This window comes from Paraburkholderia yinzeri (assembly GCF_046581065.1).
GTDB lineage: Bacteria > Pseudomonadota > Gammaproteobacteria > Burkholderiales > Burkholderiaceae > Paraburkholderia.
On the sequence record NZ_JBFOCJ010000001.1, the window covers coordinates 2,868,355 to 2,893,148 of the forward strand.

Here is a 24,794-nt window from a genome sequence, read left to right on the forward strand (position 1 = left end):
CCTGAAATCGCAAACTCAAGGTATTCGCCACAGCCTATCTCGCCGGTGCATCAAGGTCGGTACGTTGCCGTACCGGGTTCCGCACGGACATGCTTTCGCCGCGGGCACTCCCGCGAACGTCCGACATCGGACAGACACCGATCTCGAACGGCAGCATAATTGATTTATTCGATCGAACCCGCCCGACGCATTCGCGCTCCACGCGAGATTCGATCGCTTACCGAATCCCTATGGAGGCCCACCATGAAATGTACTCCCCGCCCGCTCCCGCCGCGATCCGCAACGGCGCTTGCCGTGGCGCTGCTTATCGGCATGACCATGCTGACCAATCCCGCCGACGCCGCGACGCCCGTACAGCACATCACGACCGTCGCCGCTCACACCACGGTCGATATGCGAATCAGCAGCCTGCATTCGCGCCTTCAGATCACGGCCGCACAGGAATCCCTCTGGCAGCCGGTCGCGCAGGTCATGCGCGACAACGCCACCGCGATGGATACGCTCAGGCAGTCCCATACCGCTAACGCAGGCAGCATGAGCGCCGTCGACGATCTCCGGTCCTATAGCCAGCTCATCGATGCGCATGCGGACGGCATCAGGAAACTCACGCCGCCGTTCGAGGCGCTGTACAACAGCATGTCGGACGCACAGAAGCACAACGCCGATCTGATTTTCCGCAACGACAGGCACGCCACGGCGAAGAAGAGTTAGGTCAAGGCTACGCCCCATCAATCGACTGCGAACCGGTGCGACGCCATTCGGCGCGCCGGTCCGCCCATTGGAGAACACCATGAAAACTTCGATCACGCACGCGCCAGCCAGGGGCTCGACACGCGTAACGTGGCCCGGCGCCGTGAGTCTTGCACTCGCTCTGACCTGCCTCCTCACAGCGCTGCCGCTGCGGGCCGAAGGCGCTCACCGCGGCGGGCATCAACACAGTCAGGAACGCGGCGTCCGGCAGCAGGGATACCGGCACGAAGACCGTCGCCGAAGCAACGGTTATGGCGGCGACGAAGACTATGTCTATGGCGCGCCCCCCATTGTCTATGCGCCGGAAGCGGCGCCCGGCGTGAACCTATTTCTCCCGCTCTAGCGGTTTTTACGCCGTCGTACCGCATCGGTAATCGCGCTGGCGTAACGTCGAGACGTCGTCAGCCAACCAGGAGAGGATCGTGTTAAGACGAACATTCATATAGAGCACGCCCGGATCGGTCCTCGCACTCGGCCTCGCGTTTTCCGGTTGCACCACTACCAGCCCGTTCGACGCCAATAGCGTGCAATCCAACAAGCGCCACACCATCGACGCGGGCGTCGACTCCACGCTTGAGCGCCTCTATAGCGCGGCAAACGGCTCGCGCGAACTCGTCAGCAAGGCGCACGGTGTGCTGATTTTCCCTTCGGTCGTCGATGCCGGCTTCATTGTCGGCGCGGAGTACGGCGAAGGCTCGCTGCGCCGCACGGACACACCTCCGGGTACTACAGCACGACAACCGGCTCAATCGGCTGGCAAGTCGGCGCGCAATCGCGTGCCATCATTTTCCTGTTCATGACCGACGACTCACTCAACCGGTTCCGCAGTTCCGACGGCTGGTCGGCGGGTGGAGACGCATCAGTGGCAGTACTGAAAATCGGCGCGAATGGCGTGGTCGATACCAGCACGGCAACCGGACAGGTGGATGCGTTCGTGCTGTCCAACGGGGGGTTAATGGCCGGCGCCTCGCTCGACGGCACCAAGGTCAGCCGGCTCAAGTCTCTGTAGCAGCCGGCCGCAGCGGGAACGCACAGGGAGCGTGGCATGGACCCATTTCACGCGTCGAATTACGCGGAGCAATCATGTTACGCAACATCAAGGACCTGCGCGGCTACATGGTGAGCGCATTCGACGGCGACGTCGGCACGATCGATCAGGCTTACTTCGACGACGAAGCGTGGGGCGTACGCTATCTGGTGGTCGAAACAGGCAACTGGCTCAGCAATCGCCAGGTCCTGATTTCTCCCTATTCGGTCAAGCGCACGGACGCGGAATCGAACATCGTCCATGTAAACCTCACGCGGCAACAGGTGCGGGATAGCCCGAACATCGACATGCACAAGCCGGTCTCACGTCAGTACGAGATCCAGTATCTGCGCCACTACAACTATCCGACGTATTGGGGCGGCGCGAACCTGTGGGGTATGGGCGCGTGGCCGGCGTTCGACCCGACAGATACCGCGACCGACCCCGAGCCCGATTCCCCTCCGTGCGCCGGCCGGCCACATGTCGAGCCGTCGGGCGATGTTCATCTGCGCAGCACGGATGAAGTGATGGGCTACCACATCAAGACCATCGACGGCACGACGCCCGTTCATCGCGGCTATGAAGTGGCGCTGCATGAATACTATGGCAAGGACGGGTACTGGTCGCGTGGCGAGCCGGCATCACGCGACGCCGCGTTGTAAGCGCAATAACGCTCAACACGGCACCATATGGCGCATACATCCAGGCCGGGATGGCGTGTCCGTGCCTTGCAGCAGCTCAAGACCCGCACATCGCCTTTGAGCAGCAACCCTGTGAGAGAGCATATGCACCAATCGACTTCCCCCTCGCCGCGCGCTCGCAGACGGACCACGCAGGCAGAGCGAGTGGAACACCTGCTTCTCCGCTTATGCGCAGGCGTTTCCCGAACTGGCGGCGGAACTGCAGAACGTGATGAGTGGCGATTTACCGGCCGGCTGGGACCAGGATATTCCGCTTTTTCCCGCCGACGCCAAAGGCATCGCCACGCGGACGGCGTCGGGCAAGGTGATGAACGCCATCGCACCGCGTCTGCCATCGCTGATCGGCGGCTCCGCCGATCTCGATCCGTCCACCTTCACCGCGCTCTCCGGGCTCGGCGACTTCGAGGCGCCCGGCGCCAGCGCGCGCGACAGGCAGGGCTCGAGTGGAGGCGGATGGAGCCGTGCGGGCCGCAATCTGCACTTCGGCGTGCGCGAGCATGCCATGGGGGCGATCCTGAATGACCTGGCCGCTCATGGCGGAACCCTGCCGTTCGACGCGACGTTCCTGATTTTCCCGGACTACATGCGGCCGCCGATCCGGCTTGCCGCGCTCATGCATCTGCAAGTGATCCAGGTCTACACGCACGACAGCCTGGCGCTCGGCGAAGACGGCTCGACGCATCAGCCCATCGAGCAGCTGGCGAGCCTGCGGGCCGTGCTCAACCTCAACGTGATCCGCCCCGCCGATGCCAACGAAACCGCGATAGCCTGGTGCGTGGTGCTGGAAATGCGTGACCGGCCGACCGCGCTTATCCTGACGCGCCAGAATGTGCCGACTATCGACCGTACCCGGTTCGCCACCGCCGACGGCCTGCGGCGCGGCGGCTACGTCCTCGCGGATACGCCCGGTGGCGAGCCGGCGCTGATCCTGATCGCCACCGGCTCCGAAGTCACGCTTGCGATGGCCGCGCGCGAGCAACTGCTGACGCGCGATGTTGCCGTGCGCGTGGTCTCGCTGCCCTGCTGGACGCTGTTCGATGCGCAGCCGCAAGTGCATCGGGACGCGGTGCTGTCGCCATCGGTCAGCGCGCGGCTGGCAATCGAGGCTAGCGTGCCGCAAGGCTGGCACCGCTATGTCGGCGAACACGGTGAGGTGCTCGGCATCGAGCGTTTCGGCGCATCGGCCCCGGCCGACGTCCTGCTGCGCGAGTATGGCTTCACGTCCGACAACGTCTGCGCGCGCGCCCTCGCGCTGCTGCGCTAGCCATCGGACAGTCCGGAGGCGCAACCTGAGCGCCGCTTCGTGCCCAGTTGGCAATCGTGGTGCCGACTATATTGTCGACTGAGCCGCAAGTGTGCTGTCGACCAGCGATCTGGCCTCGTCGACGATACGCGTCAGGTGATCCTCGCCGCGAAAACTTTCGGCGTAAATCTTGTAGATATCTTCCGTTCCCGACGGGCGCGCGGCAAACCATCCATTCTTCGTGACCACCTTGATGCCACCGAGGACCGCGCCGTTGCCAGGCGCGCGGTCGAGCACCTGTTCGATCTTCTCGCCGGCCAGTTCGGTATGGGCGAACTGCGCGGGCGAGAGCTGCGCAAGCAGCGCGCGCTGCGTTGCCGTCGCCGCCGCCTGGACGCGACGTTCGACCGGCTCGCCCAACAGCTGCGTCAGGTCACGATAAATTTCCGCGGGGTCACGGCCGGTTCGGATCGTGATTTCAGCCGACAGCAACGCGGGCACGATGCCATCCTTGTCGGTCGTCCACGCGGTACCGCCGAGCCGCAGGCAGCTCGCGCCCGCACTCTCTTCGCCCGCGAACCCCAATGAGCCGTCGAGCAAGCCGGCGGCAAACCATTTGAAACCGACCGGTACTTCGTAAAGCGCCCGCCCCAGCTTTTCCGTTACCCGATCGATCATCGCGCTGCTGACGACCGTCTTGCCCACCGCCGCATCGGGCCGCCATTGCGAACGATACCGATACAGATAGTCGATCAGGACAGCGAGATAATGATTTGGCGGCAGCAACCCGGCATCATGGGTAACGATGCCGTGGCGATCGTGATCGGTGTCGCATGCAAAGGCCACCTCGAAGCGATCCTTCTGGCCGATCAGCGTTTGCATCGCATACGGCGACGACGGGTCCATGCGAATCTGACCGTCCCAGTCGACGCTCATGAAGCGGAAGGTCGGATCGACCTCGTCGCTGATCACGTCGAGATCCAGGCCGTAGCACTGCGCAATTGGCCCCCAATAATGTACACCCGCGCCGCCCAGCGGATCGACGCCCAGACGGATCGGCGCACCGTGCAACACGTCCATGTCGACGACGTCGACGAGATCGCTGACGTAGGCGTTGAGGAAGTCGTGCCGGTGAGTCGTCGTCGCACGCAGCGCGCTGGATAGCGGCACTCGCCGCACCCCGCGGAGCCGGGCGCCGAGCAGGCCGTTCGCCACGGTTTCTATCCAGCCGGTCACGGTCTCGTCGGCCGGGCCGCCGCCAGGCGGGTTGTACTTGAAACCGCCGCTTTCCGGAGGATTGTGCGATGGCGTCACCACGATGCCGTCCGCGAATCCCGCGGTGCGGCCGCGATTGTAGGCGACGATTGCGTGCGAGACGGCCGGCGTCGGCGTGTATTCGCCATTCTGCGCAATCATGACCTCGACGCCGTTCGCGGCCAGCACCTCGAGCGCGCTTGCGCAGGCGGGTTCGGAAAGCGCATGGGTATCGATTCCGAGAAACAGCGGACCATCGATCCCCTGCTGCTTTCGGTAGCGGCAAATGGCCTGCGTGATGGCGAGCACATGCCACTCGTTGAAACTGCACGTAAGCGCCGAACCCCGATGCCCCGAGGTGCCGAACGCAACCCGCTGCGCCGCAACCGCCGGGTCCGGCCTGTCGCAGTAGTACGACGTGACAAGCCGGGGAACGTTGACCAGCATCGCATGGGACGCCGGTTTTCCGGCGAGAGGATTGATGCTCATTGCGATATTCCTTCGTGGTCCAGCTTCATGATAACGCCGGGCCAGCGCATTGGTTGAGCTGTCGTACGTCAGTGCATTCCCGTCCGTGCGCTTTAGTCAGTGAACGTGGCTGCCGAAGAGTCCCAGCAGCCCGACGACGATCAGGTAGATCGCAACGATGTAGTTCAACAGCCGAGAAACCACGAGAATCAGGATGCCCGCAATCAGCGAAACCGGTGGACCGGTACTTGTGAGTATTGGCATGACATTCTCCCTGGTACATGCTGGAATGAACCCGGTGCAAATGTCGTGTGTCCGCCAGCATGACACCGGCCGGAAAATCGAGGCACTCACCTTCGGCATCGCAGTTTGCGCTTCGCCCCAAGGCTGTTCACGACATTACGCGAGATTCGGCCAGGATGCAGTACGTCAGCGTACCAATCGCTTCCCGAGCGCTTCCCGACAAGCGTTCATGACACAAGCGTCCCGCACGGCGCACGGTCATGCCCGCATACCTTGACCGGTAGCGTACCGACAAGGCGCCCCCCGCCCTCTACGCTTGATCATGAATTCGATGGACAGGATCTGCAACCCGACAAACCGCTAACGTTTCCATAAGGCTTCGACCGGTTTCGACCATCGCCGGGATCCGTACCATTCAGTTTGGATTCCAATGTGAATCACCCATCTACTCTCATGGAGAACGAACATGGGCATCATCGTATTGGTCGTTGTGATCCTGCTGCTGATCGGTGCAATTCCCAGTTGGCCGCACAGCCGGAATTGGGGCTATTTCCCGAGCGGCATCCTCGGTATCGTCGTCGTGGTGGTGCTGGTTCTACTTCTGATGGGACGCCTATGATGGAATGCCTGTAAAGACCGCGTATGTGGACCGTGCCGGCACCACGATGCATCACCGGCAGGAAGCTGCTGGTATACGCATCATTGCGGAGATCGGCAAATTGCCCGGCGGATCGCCCCTGAACAAGCAGGCCATCAAGGCACCCATCGCTTGCAGTCGCGAAAAAGAGACGATGCCCGCAAGAGCGAATCCGGCAAAACCCCTTTAGTCGACGAACGAAGTACGGCACCGTACCGACTTCATTCGTGCCTGCACGCACCTTGGTGCTGTGCCATGCGAGTTTCGGATTGCAATACGCCCGGAACGACGACGGCAACAACCTTCTCCAATTTTTCGTAGCGACGGGATACTATCCGCCCGGAGCGGCAACTCTCATGAATTTAACTACACTGCTTCTCTTCTTCGTATCCGCCTGGACCGGCTTTTGGGTCTCAAAATGGCTGAGACGGCGTCCCGCCGGGCATCTGTCAGAGACTCACTGCGTTGCCTCCGGACTTAAGAGCAAAACGTCCATATTGTCGAACCGGAACCGGCGGCAGGATCACCGTTGGTGGCACAACGGCTCGTATCGCCCCGTCACGAGATGTCGCAATTCCGGCCGCCTGACGGAAGACCGTATTCGATGGGCAATGCTGCCCAGACCCGCCGGGACCTGGCACATGTCGCATCGAACTATCCTGCCGGTCCGGTGTTCGCTGGCATTACGGCATCGGACAGGATTTACCGCAATCTCCAGGGAGATGCCATGCAGATCGGGATGACAGGACTGGGACGAATGGGCAGCAGCATGGTCCGACGCTTGCTGAGGAAGGGCCATGAATGCGTCGTCTACGATTCCAACGACGAGGTTGTAAAAGAACTCCAGCAGGCGGGGGTGATCGGCGCGGCTTCGCTCGAGGATTATGTTTCACGCCTAACCAAACCGCGCACGATTTGGTTGATGCTGCCCGCCGCGGCGGTCGACCGGGAACTGGCCGCGCTGATTCCATTGCTCGATGCCCATGACGTCATCATCGATGGCGGAAACGCGCACTATCACGACGACATTCGCCGCAGTGCGGAATTGCAGTCGCACGAGATTAACTACGTGGACGTGGGGACGAGCGGCGGCGTCTTTGGGCTCGAAAGAGGCTACTGCCTGATGATTGGTGGGGAAGAAAGCGTCGTGCAGTCTCTCGCCCCGATTTTTTCCGCGCTCGCCCCAGGCGCCGACCGGGTGCCGGTAACGCGGGGCCGGAGCCGCCACGACAGTACCGCCGAGCACGGCTATCTGCACTGCGGTCCGCATGGCGCGGGACATTTCGTCAAGATGATTCACAACGGCATCGAATACGGGCTCATGGCCGCGTATGCCGAAGGCCTGAATATCCTGCGCAACGCCGACGCCGGCCGACGGCTGGACGAAGCCAATGCGGAAACCACGCCGCTTCGCGACCCGGAGCACTATCAGTATGTGTTCGAGCTACCGGAAATCGTGGAAGTCTGGCGCCGGGGCAGCGTAATCGGTTCGTGGCTGCTGGATCTCACCGCCGCGGCGCTCGAAAGCGATCCCTTGCTGACGCAGTATGCCGGCCGTGTGTCTGACTCCGGCGAAGGACGCTGGACGATCTCCGCCGCCATCGATGAAGCGGTCCCCGCGCCAGTGCTGAGTGCGGCGCTCTACGAACGCTTCAGCTCGCGCGGCGATGCGGATTTCGCCGACAAGGTATTGTCCGCCATGCGCCATGCCTTCGGCGGTCATCTGGAAACGCTGGCGGCAAAGCCGGGCATCTGAGCATGGCCACGCCCCGCTCGGATGCATTCGTTTTTTGGGCGCCACCGGCGATCTGGCTGGCAAACAGATTTTCCCCGCGCTGCAGGCCATGACCCGGCACGGCCGGCTCGACATGGCGGTCATCCGCGTGGGCAGGTCGGCGTTGACCCGCGATCAATTCATCGCGCTAGCACACGACAGCATCGAGAAACACGGCGCCCCGGATGAAGAAGTGTTCAAAAGCCTTTCATCCCAACTCCAGTACGTCGGTGGCGACCTGCTTGACGATGCGACCTTTCAGAAGCTGCGAGCGCTACTGGGCGACGCGGTATGCCCACCTATTACCTCGCCATTCCGCCCGGGATGTTCGGCAGCGTGGCGAAGGGGCTGTCCGGACCGGGGCGTCCACCCGACGCCCGGCTGATTGTCGAAAAGCCGTTCGGCCACGATCTCGCCTCGGCGCAAGCGCTCAACCTGTTGCTCACGCAATCTTTCCCGCCGTCAGCCCCGTTTCGCATCGATCACTACCGCGGCAAGGAGCCGATCCAGAACTTGCTCTATTTCCGCTTCGCGAACGCGTTCATGGAACCACTCTGGAATCGCCGGCATGTGGCGAGCGTCCAGGTCACCATGGCCGAATCGTTCGGCGTGCAGGGGCGCGACAGCTTTTACGAAAGGTCGGCGCCATTCTCGATGTCATGCAGAATCATCTGCTCCAGGTGGTTTCGCTGCTCACGGCCGAGAAACCGGTCGACGATCAGCCCGGTGCATTGAGCGACGCCAGGCTGCGGGGGTCTTCGAAGCCATGCGGTGTCGATCGCCCCGGACGAGGCCGTGCGAGGCCAGTTCCGCGGCTACCGCGAGGAACCCGGAGTCGCGGCCCGCTCCACGGTAGAAACGTTCGTCGTATTGCGCCTGCATATCGACAACGAGCGCTGGTCAGGCGTGCCGTTCTATCTTCGCGCGGGTAAGCAACTCGCGGCCACCTCAACCGAGATCATGGTGACGCTCAAACACCCAACTCGCGAGATCTTCGATGCGTCTGCACCGGAACAGCCGAATTATTTCCGGTTCAGGATAAGCCCCGACGTCCTCATTTCGATAGGCGCACGGGTCAAGATGCCCAGTGAAGCCATGCAGGGCAACACCGTGGAACTCGTCGCACATCGTCGGCCCGGCGATGAAATGACACCCTACGAACGCCTGTTCGACGACGCGATCCAGGGCAACGCGACGCTATTCGCCCACTACGACTGCATCGAGGCGGCCTGGCGCACGGTGACGCCAATCCTTGGCAACAGCGTGCCGCTCACGATGTATGAACCGCAGACCTGGGGTCCGGCGCAGGCCAACCGGATCATCGGCGGAGACGATCGCTGGCACAATTCCGACACGTCCCCCGGCGCCGGGGAAGGTCGGTACGGCGTCATACCCGGAAAACCTTCAGTGATTTTCGAGCCGCTTGCGGATCGCCTGTAACTCGCGTCGCCGGCTTGCAGTCGATTCCGGGTAAGTCATCTTCAGCGATTCGAGCGTGTCGAGCACGATCTGCGAAACGATCAGCCGCGCGTTCTGCTTGTCGTCGGCGGGCACGACGTACCACGGCGCGGCGCGCGTACTCGTCGCGCCAAGGCATTGCTCGTATGCCTTCATGTACCGCTTCCAGAATTTGCGCTCCTCCGACGTCCGCTGCACTGAACTTCCAGTTCTTGTCCGGTTCGTCGATGCGCTCCACGAAACGCCTGCGTTGTTCCGCCTTCGAGAGATGAAGGAAAAACTTGACGATACGCGTGCCGTTTCGTTCAAGATGCCGCTCCAGATCCACGATCGACCGATACCGGTCGTGCCATACCACCTCCTTGTCGTGCGATGAATCCGGCAACCCTTCACTTCGCAAAAGCTCCGGATGCGCGCGCACGATCAGGACTTCCTCATAGTACGAACGGTTGAAGATGCCAATTTGTCCGCGGGGCGGCAAATCTCGCGTGGTACGCCAGAGAAAGTCGTGCTCCAGCTCCGCGGGGGTCGGGTGCTTGTAGCTGAAAACCTGGCAACCCTGCGGGTTCACGCCCGACATGACATGTCTGATCGCTCCGTCCTTGCCGGCCGCATCCATTGCCTGAAAGATCAGCAGAATCGCATGGCGGTTCGATGCGTAAAACAGTTGCTGCAGCGAACTGAGCCGCGTCACATGCTCAGCGAGCAATTCCTGATAATGCTCTTTGGAGTCATACAGGGGCGCGACCTTCGTCGGCCATTTTGCAAGACTGACTTCATCGACTTCCTGCAAACAAAAGTCTTCCGATCTGATTTTCATTTCGCTTCCGTTCGTATCGTTTCCACATGAACTGCCTCGCCTCCGTTCCCGGGTTTCAACAGGAACGGCCACGCGTGCTACGTAATTTTCAGGTAAGCAAAGACCGGAATTTTGGCCGCGGCAAGCACGACCGCAAAAATCACGGCCGCCGCCAGCACACCCGCAATCACGGCGACAGGAAGCGGCGTCATCGCGATCCCGCCGATAGCGAGGATCACGGCAATCAGGACATCGACCACCGACGACGCGGCCAGCCAGCGACTGGGACGCGCCCCCCACATGTGCCGGTGCTCGCGAATCGCATAGAGCGTCGCCTGGCTACCGAACACGAGAACGACAAAGGTCAGGGTCTGCAACGCGCCGGTGCCCAGCGCCATCGCGAACCGGCCGATCGCCAGCATGCCGATGCAGAAGGCCAGAAGCGCGATGCCGATGACGACGCCGGCAATCGTCAGGTTGCCAATGCGCCAAGCGTTCGGCCGCGGCGAAGACGCCACGTTATCGGTCGTCAGCGACATGGCCAGAAAGTCGCCCGCAATCATCAGGATCACCATCAGCAACGGAGTCAAAATCGCATGTCCGGTCATGACGAGACCGAACACCAGAAAAAGCGCGGTCACGATCTTCTTGATGATCGAATTCAGCGTGTAGGTCAGGATGCGCTGGAACGTCATGCGGCCTTCCTTCACTGCCGCCACGATGCCGCCGAGCCCGGGTTCGGTCAGCACCATGCCCGCGGCCGATTTGGCGACGTCGGTGGCCGTCGAAACCGCGATGCCGATCTGCGCCTGGCGCAGCGCGGGCGCGTCGTTGGCGCCGTCGCCGCACATGCCGACGATGTGGCCGCTGTGCTGGAACGCCTTGACGAGCTTGTATTTGTCTTCGGGCAGCACGCCGGCGAACACCCCGAAGGCTTCCGGCTTTACGTCCTCCGGAATGGGTCCCGGCGGACAAATCGCGCCGTCGAGACCGACCGCGTGCGCGACGGCGGCGGCGGTCGCCGGCGCGTCGCCCGTCACCATCACGGCACGCACGCCAAGACCGTGCAGTTCCGTGACGAGCGCGGCCGAATCGCCGCGCGGCGGGTCGCTCAATGCGATGATGCCGGCCAGCTTCAGCGTAGGCGGCGTACCCGCCGCGACGGCCAGTACCCGAAAGCCCTTCCCCTCAAATTCGGTCGCGAGCGCCGTCGTCGTCGGCGACGGTTCCGCAAGCCCCGTCACGACCGCGAAAGCTCCCTTCACGATCCGCTGCACGACACCGGCCGAATCAGTTGCGCTCGCTTCGGACATCTTCTTCGCCGGATCGAATGCGGTGAACTTCAGCAGTTTCGGCGCGTCCGCCGCGACACTGCTCGCCGCCGACGCGCGAATCGCCGTATCAACCGGGTCCTGCCCACCTTCTGCACTCGCCAGCGCCGCGAGCGCGAGTACATGCCGATCGTCGAAACCGGGCATCGGCCGCACGGTCGTGACGGTCAACGCATTACGCGTCAGTGTGCCGGTCTTGTCGGCGCACAGCACGTCCATCGTGCCAACCTCTTCCACGGCGGTCAAACGCGTGGACAGCACCCCGCGCCCCGCCAATGCCCGGGCGCCAAGGGCGGCCGACAGCGTGAAAGTCGCCGGCAACGCCACGGGAATCGATGCAAGCACGGCGGTCAGCACGAGCGGCACGATCTCGGCAATCGACATGTGGAGATACAACGCGCAGGCAAGCAGCATCGCGATGACCGCGCCGCTGAATATCGCCAGATTGCGCACGACGAGCAATATGGCCTTCTGCTGCGAACTCGCCACATGCGCGGTCCGGACCAGTTCCGCCGTGCGGCCGAAGCGCGTACCCATGCCGGTCGCGGTCACCACCGCCACGGCCTCGCCGCGCCGCACCAGCGCGCCGGCGAACGTCTGCGTACCAGCGACGGCTTCGATCGGCACCGATTCGCCGGTGAGCATCGAATGGTCGAGCAATGCGTTGCCCGAGACAAGCTGCATGTCCGCCGCCACCACGCCGCCGAGCGATAGCTTGACCACATCGCCCGTCACCAGATCCGCCGCCGGGATGACCGACCACACGCCGTCGCGCTGCACCGAGGCGTTCAGCGCCAGGCGCGATTTCAGCGCAGCGAGCGTCGCCTGTGCGCGGCTTTCCTGAAAAAGCCCGAGCACGGCATTGAACACGAGGAGTCCTGCAATGATCGCCGCCTCGACGAAATTTCCCAACGCGCCCTCCAGCACGATGGCGGCCTCCAGCATCCACGGCACCGGCGCCCAGAATTTGCCGAGCGCCGCGCGCAATGGATGCGCCGAGGTGTCCGGCATCGCATTCGGACCCGACGCGGCCAATCTTCCACGCGCCTCGGCACTGCTCAGGCCGCCCGCCGGCGGCGCGGGTGACGCGGGTGGCGAGCCAGCCACGTTCGTTGCGGGATTGGGCTCTATTACCGTCGCTGAGGTCATGATGGACAGGCTCCTGTGGCAGATAACGGGTTGCGACGACATCCGCCCCGCTTTCACCCGCGTTTTTCCCGCGAGCGAATCGGGATCGATCCATTGCTTCGGACGGGCGGAAGGTCTGCGGAAAAGCCGGTCTGGCAGCGGCCGTTGCGATGGCTGGTACACCTGTAGCCAGCCCAGTTTGTGAACCAGCGACGGACAGGAATGGAAATTGAAGATGACCGGCTTGTCGACGGTGAACAGCGAGTCGAAATCTCGATCCGACAGGCCGTGCCGATATCCGATGTCGGGCATCGGCCTGAACAGATCGACCACGTTGACAAAGCATATCTTCAGGCTCGCAAACCGCTCTTTCAGAATCGCGACGGCCGCGAACGACTCCATGCTCGCCATGTCGCCGGCACAGGCCATCACTACATCGGGCTCCACGCCCTGACCGGACCTGTGCGACCGCCTCGTGCGTGGAATGCGTCGCCTACTTTTACATTTTTACTCTGTCCTGCAATGGCCTGTAGCGCCATTTCGTTGCCGCGGGATCGATTTCGGCCGCGTCTTCCTCCCGCTTTTTCTCGCGCGCCTCATCGGCGCGCTCATACTCTTCGCGGTGGTCAGAACTGGTCTTTCGAGTATCGCGTGGGAATGGCATGGTGCCTGCTCAGACTATCTGTGTTGACGGTGGATGCGCTCGACGCCCCGGTTCGAAACTCCGTCCCGATTCGTTCCAAAGACCGCGTTGATACAAAGCGAAGCCGAACATCAGCGTCATCCCGGCTACGATTCCCCATATTGCGGATGTCATGCTGTGTCCTTCGCTACGCCCTTTGTCGACGAACGCGGCGTGTTAGCGCTCAGTAATGGCTGTCGGGTCTTTCGTAAGCCGGCAATGTTTTCGGCCGGAATCTCGCCGCTTGATACCGATGCTTGATCCGGCATCGCAATACCAGATAGATCGTGGCGAATATCGCTGCCGCGAAGCCCACGGTATAACCTGTTAAAGTGGATATCGACGAACAGCCACAGGCTGTCTCCAGCATCCATCTAAAGTGCCTGCAATATGGATATATCGCCGACCGGCGGAGAAATCCGGATTCAGTGTTCCAAAGCCATCGTGCTGCCCGTACAGTTTCATGTCTGTACGGTGCAGAACTTTCCTGCATCCGCCAGCACAAAGCGCTTCGCACAGGATTTCGAGCGCTCGACGCTAAACATCGGATAACGAATTTGTACGGCGTCGTACCGCATCGAGACCGGCTTGCGCGTAGCGTCGAACACACCGTCGCATACGCAGAAGTGAAGCATGCGCGAACGGACACTCATCTGGAGCACGCCCGCACTAGCCGCTTGCGGCTGCGTCAGTGGCAGCCCATCGACTACCGGCAGCGAAATCACGTGGCTCGATTCGCTCCAGTTTACAAAGGATCTACATGGATGCACCGTCCGTGCTTCCGATGGCGAAATCGGCAGTGTCAATCAAGTCTATTTCGACGACGAAGCATGGGGCATCCGTTATCTCGTGGTCGAGACCGGAAACTGGCTCCATCACAGGCAGGTGCTCGTTTCGCCTTATTCGCTCAAGCACATAGACTGGTCGTCGGACGCCGTCCATGTCAATCTGACGCGACAGCAGATACGCGACGGACCGACACTCGACACGCACACGCCGGTATCGCGCCAGCATGAAATCGAGTACCTGCGCTACTACGACGATCCGATATATTGGGGCGGGCCGAATCTGTGGGGCATGGCCGCATATCCCAGGTCCGATCCGGTTGCGCTGGAACTCGCGGCGCCCGCCCCGGCTCGCCGCATCCTGCACGCCTACCGGGCGTTGCCGGACGTCCATCTACGCAGCAAAGACGAGGTCAAGGGCTACCATATCGATGCGATAGATGGAAACATTGGCAGCGTGTCGGGTTTCATCTACGACGATCCGGCATGGGTTCTTCGCTACCTGATGATCGATACGCGCAACTGGTGGCCCAATGGCAAGAAAGTCCTGATCGCCACGCGCTGGATCGACCTCGTCGACTGGTTCGCCGCAACCGTGTCGACTTCGCTCACGCGCGATGCGATCCGCCGTAGCCCTGCCTATGACGGATAGATACCCGTTCATCGAAGCTACGAGGCGGCGCTACACGGGTTCTACAACCGCGATGGGTATTGGCTGGATACCTAACCATTCGCCCAACCCTAACGCCTCGAAGGCGTTCCGGATCCGGGTCTACCGAACGACCAAGCGCGGCGAAGGCCGCCACATTACGAATAAGCGCCTTGCATGCCTGCCGGCCGACCTCGCAGGTTGCAATTCTCCATGCGCTTACCCGTCTAACCTTCCACGCTCGAAGACAGACCGTCACAATCGAAGGCGGGAAAAATAGCCCGGAGTACGCCCATCAATTGGCTCGCACAGCGACGTGCATCTTCGGGCGCATTCGCGTCGATTGCTTCGAAGAGGTTGACGAAGACCGTTAGAAACGCATCAGAGACGGGCGTTTCACGAGCATGCTCGCGCAGGTACGCACAGTAACCAAATACGTGCTTGATGAACTCGATCTGTTGCGCCGCGAATTCGTCATCGTCGAGCGCCAAAGGAACAAAAGTGAGGTGTCGGTCAGAGAGTCCGGCAGGCAGCCGGGCATAAGAGGAAATATCGCTCATGCGGCTCCTCCACGGATGACCCAGGCGCGGCATGAATGCGAAAGGGAATAAACCCAGCATCACGACAGGTTATGCGTGTGCTATAAATGTCGATAAAAATTGACACGTTGGGCGTGCCATGAGTATTTCACGGTGCCAAATTGATGTCAAATTAATTTGACATCAATTTGGCTATCACACAATGCGATTGGATTGGTCCCAGTTATTCGATGAGCTGAAGCGTCGAGGACGCTACGATAGCGACGCGCAACTGGCTGACGCCCTGATGCTCACCCGCGCGCAAATCTCCGCGTGGCGTAACGGCAAGAGCGATCTCGGCACACTCACGAAGATCAAGATCCTCGATGCGCTGGGCCATAATACGTTGCGCTCGGCGTTGGTCAGTCTGTTGCCCGAAAAAAATCGCGAACAGCACCTTATTCATCAGAAACACCTTATCGCCAGGGCAAGTCAGACCGAACCCGAGTCCGACGCCAGCTCCCTCACGCCGGGCATGGCACCCGTGCCGCGCGTCAGCACGAACCGCCTGCTGGCGACGCTGCCGCCGGACGAGCGCAATCGCATCGAGCCTCACCTGTCGGTCGTGGACATGCCGCTCGGCGAGGTCGTGTATGAATCGGGCGACCATCTCAGCCATGTCTATCTCCCGACTACGGCCATCATTTCGATGCTTTATGTCATGGAGAATGGCGCGTCGGCGGAAATTGCCGTGGTCGGCAACGATGGCCTGCTCGGGGTCGCGCTCTTCATGGGCGGCGAGACCATGCCGAACCGGGCCATCGTGCAAAGCGCCGGGAAGGCGTTCCGTCTGAGCGGCCAGATCGTGAAGGACGAGTTTGCCCGCGGTGGCGCTCTGCAACGCCTGTTCCTGCGCTATACGCAGGCGCTCATCACGCAGATGGCGCAGACGGCCGTCTGCAACCGGCATCATTCGATTTCGCAGCAGTTTTCCCGCTGGCTGTTGTTGAGCCTCGACCGACTGGAATCGAATAACGTCCGCATGACACAGGAACTGATCGCCAACATGCTGGGCGTACGCCGCGCGGGCGTGACGGAAACCGCGAGGAAGCTGCAGGACGAGGGCGTCATTCGCTATACGCGTGGACTGATCGAAGTACTGGACCGCCATGCGCTCGAAGCACAGGTTTGCGAGTGCTACAGGGTGGTCAAGCGCGAAAGTGATCGCCTGCTGGGCGATAGTTGAGCCAATCGTCGAGCCAACCCGGCAACGCAAATCGGCTGCGCAAACGAGCGATCTCACTGCGGATTGCGTCGCACCGGCGTGAACACCATGCCACCGCCGTCCATGCCGCCCCCCTGTTGCCAGGCCACCTTGCCGGGCGCCGACGGCTCGCTGCAACTGTGTTGCACGTCCGCTTCGGTTCCTTCCATTGCCATATCGCCGCCGGCCTGCTCCTGTGACCGCTGCCGCTGCCCTGCGCGTACCGCCGCAGCGTCATCGTGCGGCCTTCCCGCATAGCATTGCGCCATTTTCGCAAACTCCTCGTACGTGCTGCCTGCAAGTTATCGGGTAGCATCCGCCGCTCTAATGCGCCGACGCTTCGCCGGACGTTCCACCTCCATCGTCGCGACGGACTGCCTGCTCTGCCCGAGTTCCGGCACCGGTCAAGACTCCACGGTGTTCGCCGTGGAGTCTGGCTTTCCCCGTATCTTTCCTTTGCATCCGTTTTCGCGTACCGCTTCGCTGCTGGCCGGCTGTCTCGCACGACGTGCCGTCTTCCGGCGGCGCATTGCCCATGCCGTCGTCCGTCGCGTTGCCGACGTCGAACACGAGCCTCCTGTTTTCGGCAAGCTCGTCCACATTCACACGGCTAACTGTCATCTCGCGTTCCTTTTGTCCAACGATTTCGACGATAGAGCAACCCACATGTCAGGCCCGGCTTCGCGCATTCGACGCGCGTACCATGGATTCATCATTCAACCAGTTGGCCCGTTGATCTGTACGCTATCGGACTATCGCCACGCCCGCGCCGACCGTGTGTTGATTTGCACGAAACCTGATGCAATTGTCCGGCGCTTTCGAAGCCTCGTGCCAAAGGCACACGTCGAGCGCCCCTGGGAGGCCACCACGTATGAAGCAATTCCTCAAGCCGGCATCGGCGACCATCGTCGCAAAGAATCGAGGACGATGGCTATGTCCACGACTCGAGTTGCACAGCTCGAAATGAGAGAGTCGCCACCCTGAGAGACAAGCTGCGCGCGATCATGCAAGCAGTCAGTACGGTGCCGTACCCGGGCCGGCTCGATTGGACTGCCGCTCTTGCACCGCACCTATCGGCGTGCGTGCATGCGTATTCCTCGTCGGAGCCGCCCCCCCATCGCGGTGGCGACTATCGGAGTGTCGCGACCGGCGATGAGGGTCTCTGCGGCCATTCAGTTCAATGGCGTCGTGGCGGGCTGCACTAATGACGTGTCACGGGCCGATGCCCAGTCGCTTCGGCGCACGTGATGGATGATCAATGGGATGCCTGCGAAAACAACGATGCCGAGTACGACCAGTCCGGTATAAAGCAGCGGCGAGCCGACCGGCAACTGGTCGGGCGGAAAAAACGACACGACGAAACTGAAAAGCACCCCGGCAAAGCCGATGCCGGCGGTCAGCCACATGCCGGCCAGACCACCGGGCAGCCTGAACGGTCGCGGCAGGGCGGGCGCGGAATAGCGCAACTGGATCGCCGCCGCATACATCAGCATATAGGCGATCAGATACAGCGCGATCGTCATCGCGGAGATCAGAAAAAAGGCGACTGACACATCGCGGATGACAAAGTAAAAGCACGAAATGACCGTCACGATCAGCCCCTGCACCAGCAGGATGTGAGTAGGCATACCCTTGCGGTTTTTCGCCTGGAGGATAGGCGGTAATTCGCCCTCCTGTGCTGTGGCGAGCAACCCTCGCGACGGACTTCCGAGCCAGGCAAGCACACCGCTGATTGCGCCGATGCCGACCAGCAGCGACAGCACCGCCACCGCCCAGCCCATATGCCAGAGATCGGTGATCACCGCGCCGAATGCGTCAAATACGCCCGATTGCAGCGAAATTTCCCCGTACGGCAGGATGGCGGCGATCGGCAACGCGCCCAGCGCAAAGATGAGGACCGAAATCAGCGCACCCAGACCAATCGCCGCCGGATAGCCGCGACTCGGGCTGCGCATGTCTATCACATGGACCGCCTGTACCTCCACGCCGGCGAACAGCAAGACGATGCCGGCAAGAAACGAGATCGTGCCGAAACCGTGAATAGCGGGCCAGAAGCGGGCGTGGCCGTCCTGCGACAGGACCTTGTCGGTCAGGTGTTGCCACCCGAGAGGATGGCCGCTGCTCACCCAGTAGCCGAGCAACGCCAGCAGCACGAGGCCCGGCACGATGGTGCCGATGACGAAGGTCCAGTTCGCGATTCTTGCAAACACTTCCACACCTTGCAGTACCACCCACGTCGAGAGCCAGTAAGCGACGATGCAAAAGAGGCCAACGTAGATGCCGTTATTCGCCAGTTCCGGCCGGCCGACCGTATAGGCGAGCGCGGCCGCGCCAAAAGTCAGCGCAACCGGATACCAGACCACGTTCTGTATCCATTGCAGCCAGATAGCGAGGAAGCCCCAGCGCGTGCCGAATGCTTCGGCAACCCAGGTGTAGATGCCGCCGCGCCGGTCGGCAAACGCGCCACCCAGCTCCGCCGACACCAGGGACGCCGGAATCAGATAGAAAACGACTGTAAAGGCCAGATAGACGAACATCGTCATCTCCTCCTTCGCGAGCAAAGGCAGTCCGCGTAGACTGGTGACGACGGCGGCCGCGGTCATCAGCCCGATCGACGTGACGCTCAGATACTTGCCGCGCGTCGCGGCATCTGCCGTCGTCGCGTTGGCGGCGGTGGGTGCAATCTTGTCCATTTCGTGCTCCTGTGAGCAGGGAACGTCAATCGTGATGGAAGGTAGGACCGGCCGTGGAGTGAAGCACCGGGTTTTTCACCAGATGCGCGATGGCGTGCCGGATGTCCTCGAGCAGCATCGCCGCCATGTCGCGGCTGACGCCGCGCCGGATCAGCACGCGCTGCACAATGGTCTCCTCACGCCCGGTCGGCAGCTTGTATGAGGCGATCTGCCAGCCGCGCATGCGCACGCGGTCGGACAGATCGAACAGTGTGAAGCCCGCGGTCTCTGGATGCCTGAGCTTGTAGCAGACAGCCGGCAGTGCGCCGCGACCGTCGTAAATCATCTCGATTGCCTCGATCTTCGACAGGCCATCGGCGAGCGCCTGAGCCGTATCAGCGCACTCCTGCTGGATGTGCCGGTATCCTTCACGCCCGAGCCGCAGCATCGTGTAGTACTGTGCGATGATCTGCCCCGCCGGCCGCGAAAAGTTCAGCGCGAAGGTCGGCATGTCGCCGCCCAGGTAGTCGACACGGAAAATCAGGTCGTCGGGCAAATCCTGCGGGCTGCGCCACACAATCCAGCCCACGCCGAGCGGCGCAAGGCCGTATTTATGACCGGACGCGTTGATGGATTTGACGCGCGGCACACTGAAGTCCCATCCGAGGTCCGGTTGAATGAACGGCGCAATGAATCCGCCGCTGGCCGCATCGACGTGGATCGGAATATCGATCCCCACGTCGCGTTGCAGCGTGTCGAGCGCAGCTGCAAGCGCGCTGACGGGTTCGTAGACGCAGGTGAAGGTGATGCCGAGCGTAGCGACCACGCCAATGGTGTTTTCATCACAATATTCCGCCAGATCTTCCGGCCGTAGCCCCAATGAATCGCCGCTCAGTGGCACCTCACGCATCTCGATGTCGAAATAGCGTGCGAATTTTTCCCAGCACACCTGCACCGGTCCGCACACGAAGTTCGGCTTGTCCGTCGACTTGCCTTGCGCCGCCCTGCGCTTTTTCCACTGCCATTTGAGTGCGAGGCCACCCAGCATGCAGGCCTCACTCGAACCGGTCGTCGAACAGCCGGTGGTCTCCCACGCTTTGGACGCATGCCACAGATCGGCGAGCATATGCACGCAGCGCATTTCGATCTCGGCGGTTTGCGGATACTCGTCCTTGTCGATCATGTTCTTGTCGATCGACATATCCATGAGGTGTCGAACCTCCTCGTCAATGTAGGTCGTACAAAACGTTGCAACGTTCTGCCGCGAGTTTCCATCCATGAACAATTCGTCGCGCACCAAATCGAATACGGCACGTCGATCGGAAGACCCTTTGGGAATCCGGTACTTTGGGAGTGGCGAACCGGAAATCGTCGCAGCATATTCGTCGGCAACGGCGTCGGGTTCGGCGGATGGCAACTTGAGAAAGGTCATGGCGTGAAACTCCTGAATGGCGAAGGAGGAACGTGGCAGGTGCCATAACGAGGCGCCCGCCCCAATGTCATTGCAGCGTTGATCGCTTGAAGGAGCGGAAACGGAGGACTCCCCTCGTTCGGCCTCGCTCTTGACTAGCGTGCCGGCAAGCGAATGACGACCGTCCCCGACCGAAACGCATCGTCGGGGACGAAGGCGTCGTGCAGGCTATCCCGATCAACGGGATAGAAAGTTCGACGGGGTTTGACGCGTCGAGGATCACGGTGCGCGTATTGACCAGGGGAGTCGGTCCGGTGGCGTACCAGCGCGAAAATCCGTAGCTAGGCACGCCGCGATACGTTTCCATTGCCACGCTGAAAGACATCTTGAACGTATGCCCTTCACGATTTTCAATGACCGCGCGAAAGTATGGAGGGGTTTCTGCCAGACCTGCGGCCTGACCCGCACCGGGTTTTTATTTGTGCGCGTTGAACCACGTACGACACCGTACTGATTTCGGCCCGATTCTGGGCGCACCCTATGCCGGAATGCGGTGGGACACCTATACGATCGCACCGGGACTAACAGGAACGCTGCGCCATAGCTGTCCCAAAGGCTATCCCCGAAACATAAGCGCGAATGCGTGGCGCCCACGGGGAGACAACGCAGATGAGTGAGCAAACCAGACGGAAAGGAACAAACATGAAAAATCGGGCACTGATACGAGCACTGATCGTGCTGTCGCTGATTACCAGCCTGAGCGCATGCTTCTTTCCCGTCCGAGGTGACGACGACCACCATGGCGGCGGCGACTACTACCAGGAACACCGCGACTAGAAGATAGCAGACCACCCCGCCTCGTCCGGGCGTGCTCCCGACAGTTCGATTGTCATTCGCATTCGTGGGTATTCGTCGATCATTTTTATCAACCGAATAGTACTGAAGCGAATGTGGATTGCAGTCCGACCATCCTGATACGCCAACGCGTACCGTTGATGTCGAATAGCACGAATTTCATTCATAGCGCGGCCATCGAAACAACCAGGTTGGGACGACCACATATTGTGGGTGCGCCAGTTCCTTTCTGGACCCGGTACGGCACCGTACCGATTTCTTACCCCGGCTGCGCGCATCGTCTTGTCTGGGCACTTTCGATCCCCACCCCGAACCCGGCTCCGTGGCATGCGCACCAGATGCGCAATCGACATCTCAGCGAACTGCGCCGGTATCCCGCGAAATAAACTCAGGAGAGAATCATGACTACACTCGACCCGACCAATCGGTCTTCAACCAGCGGTACAGGTGCCGCGATTCTGGGCAACGGAACCGGTGACGGGCCGGGCCCTAACGTGATGGCGGCTGATACCTTGACGGGAAATAAACTCTTTACGTCCGACCACGAGGAAATCGGCAAGATCTCCGCAATCATGCTGGATGTACCCAGCGGACAGATCGCCTATGCCGTATTGGCGAGCGGGGGCTTTCTCGGCATGGGCGGCAAGCTTTACGCCATTCCATGGAGTGCGCTGATCCTCGACACGGACGAAAAGTGCTTCCGTCTCGACGTCACTGCGGAACACGTGAAGAATGCGCCCGCCTTCGACAAGGACCATTGGCCCGCCATGGCGGATGAACAATGGGGTTCGTTGCTTCACCGTTACTACAACCGGAAGCCTTACTGGATCGCCACGCGGGCCGTTACCGGGAATCAGCCGCCCGCGCAATGAAGCAGGCAACAGACAGCGACTTCGTCCACAAATCAGCTACGTATTAGCTATGGGAGATTTACCATGAACAAAGATCAAGTCAAGGGAACGGTAGAAAAGGGAAAGGGCAACGCGAACGAAACCGTTGGCAGGGCCACGGGCAATACGAAACAGGAAGTCAAGGGCGATATCCAGCGAGCAGCTGGTCAGGCGCGAAAGAATCTTGGCGACGTCAAGGAAGCAGCCAAGAAGCCCCGGTAACAGACGGCGCACTCGGTGCCTGTACCGCGTTGCGGAGAGGCTCCAGACGGCGGCTTGCATCGAGTGAATGGCTTTGCTTGCGGTCGGCGGTAGTGCCCCGCATGCAGCACTAGCACAACCTGCCCCCGACACAGCCCACGAGAACCATCGAGCGGACTGGGGCCGCTCATGACTGACGCAAAGCCTGGAATTAACCCAGCCAGAGAAAATATGCGGCTGCCCGTGAAGATGTGTTATGCCCGAGCAGGATCGGCTGGCCAATGTCCTGGGATGCTGGAACTGGTTCTATATCCGGTCCGGCTGGGCCTACGGTGAAGCTGCCCTGATCCCGAGCGCCAAAGAGCCGCGCCGTTCAGCGCGGCAAGCGGTACACAATGACGGTCACCGGCCTCAAGCATGGTTCAAACACCAGTGCCCCCTCCTAATCGAAGCGGGGATGCCTGGCCATCTCTGGAGCGGTCGGGCGGCAACTCAGCCATTCGGCGATAACAGCAGGTGTATGCATCGCGCCTGGCACGGACATTCGCAGCGACGCAGTTTCGAGCGCAGGTTTTTACGCGGAACATCGACCCAGACTATCCCCGCTAAAGCAGACGTCATACGGTCACGCCAGCAAAGGCATCTACGATATTGCGGACAGATCGGTCCCGTCCCGAACGACAGTTCGCACTCGCGGAACCCGAGCGCCCTTCCCTGCCTGCCGCGATAGTCGATAAGCCGGTCGCGTGCGAGGTGGGACGCAGACGCTCGCGGCAGGGAAAACAGCATTCTCACATTGACGTCAAATTAATTTGACAAACATACTGGATCGCTCCAGTGCCCTCTGCACAACAGGCGTGCCCGAAGCCACGAAAAACTGACTGTCTTTCGAACATACTCGCATTGACAGACTGGCATTTTGCACGATGTATGGGAACGCCACCGTACAGACGAAACCTCCGCGCATTTGCGATGATATGAACTGGCCCTGCGTGCACCGGTCACTCGGCTTACCGTCGCGCGACAGGCATTCGCGAACAGGCTGCCACTCCCGCAACGCGTCGAGTCTCACGAAAGCACTGTGACCGTTCGTTCTGGCTGCCCGCTCGCGGTCCAGGCATAGATGACCGGGGACCGCCATGTCCACATATTCAAACCTCTGCGCACCCGCTACCGATGAACGTAGCCTGTCGGACTCCCAAGTACTTGACGGGACGACGGACCCTCGATATATCCGGACTGAAGAACTGACCGGTCTTCCGTCTTGCAACACGCCGGCGAGCGACGCCCATCTCAAGAATGAAATGATCGCAATGGTCGCGCACGAGCTGCGCGGCCCGCTCTCCCCGCTGCGGCTCGCCGCATGTGCGATGCGCCGCGCGTCCACCGGCATGCCGGACATATCACGCCTCGTCGACATCATGGATCGGCAGATTGCCCAGATCGCTCGGCTGGCCGAAGATCTGACCGACGTGACACGCATCAGCCACAATGCATTGCGCCTGTGCGTGTCCGAAGTCGATCTCGTCGACGTGCTGACCGATCCGCTCGAAGCCGCGTCCGTTGCAGTGGTCGGCCGCGGTCAGAGATTGACCATAGAGGTGGCCGACTGGACGCTTCGTATAGAGGCCGATCCCGTTCGCCTGATGCAGGCACTGAACAACATCCTGGACAACGCGGTGAAATACACGCCGACAAATGGTCATATCGATGTAACCGTGCGCATGCAAGGGCACGATCTGATCGTCTCCGTACGGGACGATGGCGCAGGCGTGGCGAGTGAACTGCTGCCGCATATCTTCGATCTGTTCACGCAGTCCCGCCGGACGATTGCCGCGAGCGCGGGCGGCCTCGGAATCGGCCTCGCCGTGGTGAAAGCCATTGTGCAGGCGCACGGCGGAACCGTATCGGCGATCAGCGCGGGTCCCGGGCACGGTAGCGAATTCATCCTGCGGTTGCCCGTTGTCAGGCAATAACGTTGCGTGACCGGCAGCCGCGTGCAGGCTGGGGATTTCGATGAGCGTCCGTGCCTGGCGCGCGAAGACGGCGCTCCA

At 61.3% G+C, this 24,794-nt stretch carries 21 protein-coding genes and 5 pseudogenes; 16 read left to right on the plus strand and 10 right to left on the minus strand.

Annotated elements, in window-relative coordinates; all coding sequences use genetic code 11:
* Nucleotides 1-243 precede the first annotated feature (243 nt).
* From WJ542_RS13700 to WJ542_RS13720, 5 genes and pseudogenes are all read left to right on the plus strand, one after another.
* The gene (locus WJ542_RS13700) at nucleotides 244-711 is read left to right on the plus strand and encodes a Spy/CpxP family protein refolding chaperone (protein ID WP_411189789.1); all 468 of its coding nucleotides are present in this window, start codon (nucleotides 244-246) and stop codon (nucleotides 709-711) included.
* Nucleotides 712-790: 79 nt separating this feature from the next.
* Nucleotides 791-1,093: a hypothetical protein gene (locus WJ542_RS13705; protein WP_148709294.1), complete on the plus strand. Its 303-nt coding sequence runs from the start codon at nucleotides 791-793 to the stop codon at nucleotides 1,091-1,093.
* Between the two features lie 79 nt (nucleotides 1,094-1,172).
* Nucleotides 1,173-1,759, plus strand: a pseudogene (locus WJ542_RS13710) (BPSL1445 family SYLF domain-containing lipoprotein).
* 74 nt (nucleotides 1,760-1,833) lie between these two features.
* A complete protein-coding gene (locus WJ542_RS13715; protein ID WP_411189790.1) occupies nucleotides 1,834-2,439 on the plus strand; it encodes a PRC-barrel domain-containing protein in 606 nt (201 codons plus the stop codon).
* A 145-nt stretch (nucleotides 2,440-2,584) separates the two neighbouring features.
* Nucleotides 2,585-3,742 (plus strand): annotated as a pseudogene (locus tag WJ542_RS13720) (transketolase-like TK C-terminal-containing protein); the annotation flags it as partial.
* 66 nt (nucleotides 3,743-3,808) lie between these two features.
* Here WJ542_RS13720 and pgm read toward each other — a convergent pair.
* Together pgm and WJ542_RS13730 are read right to left on the minus strand one after the other, a co-directional pair.
* Nucleotides 3,809-5,464, minus strand: a complete 1,656-nt coding sequence (gene pgm / locus WJ542_RS13725; protein ID WP_411189791.1) for a phosphoglucomutase (alpha-D-glucose-1,6-bisphosphate-dependent) — start codon at nucleotides 5,462-5,464, stop codon at nucleotides 3,809-3,811.
* A 96-nt stretch (nucleotides 5,465-5,560) separates the two neighbouring features.
* Nucleotides 5,561-5,707: a DUF3096 domain-containing protein gene (locus WJ542_RS13730; RefSeq protein WP_111484472.1), complete on the minus strand. Its 147-nt coding sequence runs from the start codon at nucleotides 5,705-5,707 to the stop codon at nucleotides 5,561-5,563.
* Nucleotides 5,708-6,152: 445 nt separating this feature from the next.
* Between WJ542_RS13730 and WJ542_RS13735 the strand changes: the two genes are divergently transcribed.
* From WJ542_RS13735 to WJ542_RS13750, 4 genes and pseudogenes are all read left to right on the plus strand, one after another.
* Entirely contained in the window at nucleotides 6,153-6,305 is a 153-nt protein-coding gene (locus WJ542_RS13735; RefSeq protein WP_111484473.1) for a DUF3309 family protein, read from the plus strand.
* Nucleotides 6,306-7,050: 745 nt separating this feature from the next.
* Nucleotides 7,051-8,079, plus strand: a complete 1,029-nt coding sequence (gnd, locus tag WJ542_RS13740; protein WP_411190565.1) for a phosphogluconate dehydrogenase (NAD(+)-dependent, decarboxylating) — start codon at nucleotides 7,051-7,053, stop codon at nucleotides 8,077-8,079.
* An 88-nt stretch (nucleotides 8,080-8,167) separates the two neighbouring features.
* A pseudogene (locus WJ542_RS13745) lies at nucleotides 8,168-8,783 on the plus strand (glucose-6-phosphate dehydrogenase); the annotation flags it as partial.
* Between the two features lie 85 nt (nucleotides 8,784-8,868).
* Nucleotides 8,869-9,537, plus strand: a complete 669-nt coding sequence (locus WJ542_RS13750; RefSeq protein ID WP_222708069.1) for a hypothetical protein — start codon at nucleotides 8,869-8,871, stop codon at nucleotides 9,535-9,537.
* Here WJ542_RS13750 and WJ542_RS13755 read toward each other — a convergent pair.
* From WJ542_RS13755 to WJ542_RS13770, 4 genes and pseudogenes are all read right to left on the minus strand, one after another.
* A complete protein-coding gene (locus WJ542_RS13755; RefSeq protein WP_411190566.1) occupies nucleotides 9,502-9,711 on the minus strand; it encodes a polyphosphate kinase 2 family protein in 210 nt (69 codons plus the stop codon). The genes WJ542_RS13750 and WJ542_RS13755 overlap by 36 nt on opposite strands.
* Nucleotides 9,712-9,796: 85 nt before the next feature.
* Nucleotides 9,797-10,375, minus strand: a pseudogene (locus WJ542_RS13760) (polyphosphate kinase 2 family protein); the annotation flags it as partial.
* A gap of 77 nt (nucleotides 10,376-10,452) precedes the next feature.
* The gene (locus tag WJ542_RS13765; protein WP_411189792.1) at nucleotides 10,453-13,260 is read right to left on the minus strand and encodes an HAD-IC family P-type ATPase; all 2,808 of its coding nucleotides are present in this window, start codon (nucleotides 13,258-13,260) and stop codon (nucleotides 10,453-10,455) included.
* A gap of 366 nt (nucleotides 13,261-13,626) precedes the next feature.
* A complete protein-coding gene (locus WJ542_RS13770; protein WP_411189793.1) occupies nucleotides 13,627-13,869 on the minus strand; it encodes a hypothetical protein in 243 nt (80 codons plus the stop codon).
* Nucleotides 13,870-14,215: 346 nt separating this feature from the next.
* On the opposite strand from WJ542_RS13770, the pseudogene WJ542_RS13775 reads away from it, so the two are divergent.
* Nucleotides 14,216-15,007 (plus strand): annotated as a pseudogene (locus WJ542_RS13775) (PRC-barrel domain-containing protein).
* Between the two features lie 149 nt (nucleotides 15,008-15,156).
* Here WJ542_RS13775 and WJ542_RS13780 read toward each other — a convergent pair.
* Nucleotides 15,157-15,489, minus strand: a complete 333-nt coding sequence (locus tag WJ542_RS13780; RefSeq protein ID WP_111484478.1) for a hypothetical protein — start codon at nucleotides 15,487-15,489, stop codon at nucleotides 15,157-15,159.
* 493 nt (nucleotides 15,490-15,982) lie between these two features.
* Here WJ542_RS13780 and WJ542_RS13785 point away from each other — a divergent pair, with 493 nt between their 5' ends.
* Nucleotides 15,983-16,693 carry a Crp/Fnr family transcriptional regulator gene (locus WJ542_RS13785; RefSeq protein ID WP_111484730.1) on the plus strand — a complete coding sequence of 237 codons (711 nt, stop codon included), beginning with the start codon at nucleotides 15,983-15,985 and terminating at the stop codon, nucleotides 16,691-16,693.
* A 53-nt stretch (nucleotides 16,694-16,746) separates the two neighbouring features.
* Here the strand turns inward: WJ542_RS13785 and WJ542_RS13790 are convergent, their stop codons facing one another.
* Nucleotides 16,747-16,881: a hypothetical protein gene (locus WJ542_RS13790; RefSeq protein ID WP_411189794.1), complete on the minus strand. Its 135-nt coding sequence runs from the start codon at nucleotides 16,879-16,881 to the stop codon at nucleotides 16,747-16,749.
* Nucleotides 16,882-17,038: 157 nt separating this feature from the next.
* Between WJ542_RS13790 and WJ542_RS13795 the strand changes: the two genes are divergently transcribed.
* Nucleotides 17,039-17,695 (plus strand): hypothetical protein, encoded by a 657-nt coding sequence (locus WJ542_RS13795; protein WP_411189795.1) that lies wholly within the window; start codon nucleotides 17,039-17,041, stop codon nucleotides 17,693-17,695.
* A 188-nt stretch (nucleotides 17,696-17,883) separates the two neighbouring features.
* Here the strand turns inward: WJ542_RS13795 and WJ542_RS13800 are convergent, their stop codons facing one another.
* Together WJ542_RS13800 and gad are read right to left on the minus strand one after the other, a co-directional pair.
* Complete coding sequence (locus WJ542_RS13800; RefSeq protein ID WP_411189796.1) at nucleotides 17,884-19,404, minus strand: amino acid permease; 1,521 nt, start codon at nucleotides 19,402-19,404, stop codon at nucleotides 17,884-17,886.
* A 25-nt stretch (nucleotides 19,405-19,429) separates the two neighbouring features.
* Nucleotides 19,430-20,815, minus strand: a complete 1,386-nt coding sequence (gene gad / locus WJ542_RS13805; protein ID WP_411189797.1) for a glutamate decarboxylase — start codon at nucleotides 20,813-20,815, stop codon at nucleotides 19,430-19,432.
* 648 nt (nucleotides 20,816-21,463) lie between these two features.
* On the opposite strand from gad, the gene WJ542_RS13810 reads away from it, so the two are divergent.
* From WJ542_RS13810 to WJ542_RS13825, 4 genes are all read left to right on the plus strand, one after another.
* Complete coding sequence (locus tag WJ542_RS13810; RefSeq protein ID WP_411189798.1) at nucleotides 21,464-21,631, plus strand: hypothetical protein; 168 nt, start codon at nucleotides 21,464-21,466, stop codon at nucleotides 21,629-21,631.
* A 419-nt stretch (nucleotides 21,632-22,050) separates the two neighbouring features.
* Entirely contained in the window at nucleotides 22,051-22,521 is a 471-nt protein-coding gene (locus WJ542_RS13815) for a PRC-barrel domain-containing protein (protein ID WP_411189799.1), read from the plus strand.
* A gap of 63 nt (nucleotides 22,522-22,584) precedes the next feature.
* Nucleotides 22,585-22,761 (plus strand): CsbD family protein, encoded by a 177-nt coding sequence (locus WJ542_RS13820; RefSeq protein ID WP_411189800.1) that lies wholly within the window; start codon nucleotides 22,585-22,587, stop codon nucleotides 22,759-22,761.
* A gap of 1,283 nt (nucleotides 22,762-24,044) precedes the next feature.
* The gene (locus WJ542_RS13825; protein ID WP_411189801.1) at nucleotides 24,045-24,716 is read left to right on the plus strand and encodes a sensor histidine kinase; all 672 of its coding nucleotides are present in this window, start codon (nucleotides 24,045-24,047) and stop codon (nucleotides 24,714-24,716) included.
* The last annotated feature ends 78 nt before the right edge of the window (nucleotides 24,717-24,794 follow it).

Excerpts from the sequence above, each read along its gene's own strand:
- WJ542_RS13730 (WP_111484472.1), bottom strand. The coding sequence starts at position 5,707 with ATGCCAATACTCACAAGTACCGGTCCACCGGTTTCGCTGATTGCGGGC.
- WJ542_RS13705 (WP_148709294.1), top strand. The coding sequence starts at position 791 with ATGAAAACTTCGATCACGCACGCGCCAGCCAGGGGCTCGACACGCGTA.
- WJ542_RS13735 (WP_111484473.1), top strand. The coding sequence starts at position 6,153 with ATGGGCATCATCGTATTGGTCGTTGTGATCCTGCTGCTGATCGGTGCA.
- WJ542_RS13825 (WP_411189801.1), top strand. The coding sequence starts at position 24,045 with ATGATCGCAATGGTCGCGCACGAGCTGCGCGGCCCGCTCTCCCCGCTG.
- gnd (WP_411190565.1), top strand. The coding sequence starts at position 7,051 with ATGCAGATCGGGATGACAGGACTGGGACGAATGGGCAGCAGCATGGTC.
- WJ542_RS13790 (WP_411189794.1), bottom strand. The coding sequence starts at position 16,881 with ATGGAAGGAACCGAAGCGGACGTGCAACACAGTTGCAGCGAGCCGTCG.
- WJ542_RS13795 (WP_411189795.1), top strand. The coding sequence starts at position 17,039 with ATGCGCCGACGCTTCGCCGGACGTTCCACCTCCATCGTCGCGACGGAC.
- WJ542_RS13815 (WP_411189799.1), top strand. The coding sequence starts at position 22,051 with ATGACTACACTCGACCCGACCAATCGGTCTTCAACCAGCGGTACAGGT.
- gad (WP_411189797.1), bottom strand. The coding sequence starts at position 20,815 with ATGACCTTTCTCAAGTTGCCATCCGCCGAACCCGACGCCGTTGCCGAC.
- WJ542_RS13785 (WP_111484730.1), top strand. The coding sequence starts at position 15,983 with ATGGCACCCGTGCCGCGCGTCAGCACGAACCGCCTGCTGGCGACGCTG.
- WJ542_RS13820 (WP_411189800.1), top strand. The coding sequence starts at position 22,585 with ATGAACAAAGATCAAGTCAAGGGAACGGTAGAAAAGGGAAAGGGCAAC.
- WJ542_RS13770 (WP_411189793.1), bottom strand. The coding sequence starts at position 13,869 with ATGGATGCTGGAGACAGCCTGTGGCTGTTCGTCGATATCCACTTTAAC.
- WJ542_RS13810 (WP_411189798.1), top strand. The coding sequence starts at position 21,464 with ATGAGTGAGCAAACCAGACGGAAAGGAACAAACATGAAAAATCGGGCA.
- WJ542_RS13755 (WP_411190566.1), bottom strand. The coding sequence starts at position 9,711 with ATGAAGGCATACGAGCAATGCCTTGGCGCGACGAGTACGCGCGCCGCG.
- WJ542_RS13715 (WP_411189790.1), top strand. The coding sequence starts at position 1,834 with ATGTTACGCAACATCAAGGACCTGCGCGGCTACATGGTGAGCGCATTC.
- WJ542_RS13780 (WP_111484478.1), bottom strand. The coding sequence starts at position 15,489 with ATGAGCGATATTTCCTCTTATGCCCGGCTGCCTGCCGGACTCTCTGAC.
- pgm (WP_411189791.1), bottom strand. The coding sequence starts at position 5,464 with ATGAGCATCAATCCTCTCGCCGGAAAACCGGCGTCCCATGCGATGCTG.
- WJ542_RS13800 (WP_411189796.1), bottom strand. The coding sequence starts at position 19,404 with ATGGACAAGATTGCACCCACCGCCGCCAACGCGACGACGGCAGATGCC.
- WJ542_RS13700 (WP_411189789.1), top strand. The coding sequence starts at position 244 with ATGAAATGTACTCCCCGCCCGCTCCCGCCGCGATCCGCAACGGCGCTT.